Origin of the sequence: Cutibacterium porci (assembly GCF_009696315.1) — a bacterium.
Classification (GTDB): domain Bacteria; phylum Actinomycetota; class Actinomycetes; order Propionibacteriales; family Propionibacteriaceae; genus Cutibacterium; species Cutibacterium porci.
In genome coordinates, this window is the sequence record NZ_VUMG01000013.1 from 1 (window position 1) to 1,163 (window position 1,163).

Consider the following 1,163-nt stretch of genomic DNA (forward strand, 5'->3'; position numbering starts at 1 on the left):
ATATTGTTAAAAATATAGCAAAGATAAACGCATCTGGCAAATAATTTTGTACTAAATTTACACAACCATTGGTAAACTTTTTAAACATATTAATCCTCCTTGTACAATATAGTTATAATCAAATTACAGTTTTCCACTGTAATAATTATCAATTTCTTAGATACTAATATAGTCTTCTTTTCTAATCATTAAATACATTTCTTTGGCTTCTTATCTTAGCCATAAGCCTAGTTTAATTTGGCCTGAACCATGACAATATTGTATAATTAATTTATGGATTTGGAGGTTGATGAAACTCCTCCTAGGACGCCTTTAGGCGACTACCTGTAAAAAAGAGTATCTATCCATTCTCATAAGATTACATTATTTGGCTGGTTGAGGCCAGTTAACACTGGTTCCTCGTGTCACATGCAAGGTTGTGTACTTATTTGAGAAGGAATGGATTTCTAAATCCAAATACTTTATTTAGGAGGTTTCTTATGAATTATCCACCTGTAGCTGGTATTGATGTTGGTAAAAATTTTAGTGAGATGTGTATTTTGTCCCCTAATAATGAGATTTATCATCGTATTAAGATCTATCATGATTCAATTGACAGTATTAAAAAGGCTATAGGTCTATTGCAAAAAGCAGAAAAGGATTTTGCAATTAGGCCTGTCGTAGTCTTAGAATCCACTGGGCACTATCACAAAATCCTCTTCCACTATCTTTCTGATTCTGGATTTGAGGTCTCTATCATAAACCCCATCCAATTTGATTCTATCAAAAATATTGGAATAAGGAAAGTAAAAAATGATAAATTTGATGCCCATAAGATTGCATTGCTTTAGATTTTCTTTTATTAAGACTACAGCTGTGCCTGATGATGTTATTGATTGTCTCAAAAGCCTCTGCCGCCAATATTACAAGTTGGGTGATGAACTTACTACTTACAAGAATAGGCTTATTGGCATTATTGATCAAGTAATGCTAAACTTTACAGAGGTCTTCCAAAATGTATATTCAAAGACTGCCTTAGCGGTGCTTGATAGGTATCCTTCACCCAATCAAATTCTAAAGGCTAATAAGAAAACATTAATATCACTTATTGAAAAAACTTCTAAGAAAGGTCTAGGATGGTCTACTGAAAAATATGAACTTTTAGTTTTAAAAGCTAAGGAGTT

Annotated in this window: 1 pseudogene; it reads left to right on the forward strand. The window is 32.2% G+C overall.

What is annotated here, in order from left to right:
• Positions 1-479 precede the first annotated feature (479 nt).
• Positions 480-1,163, forward strand: a pseudogene (locus FYJ43_RS11925) (IS110 family transposase); the annotation flags it as partial.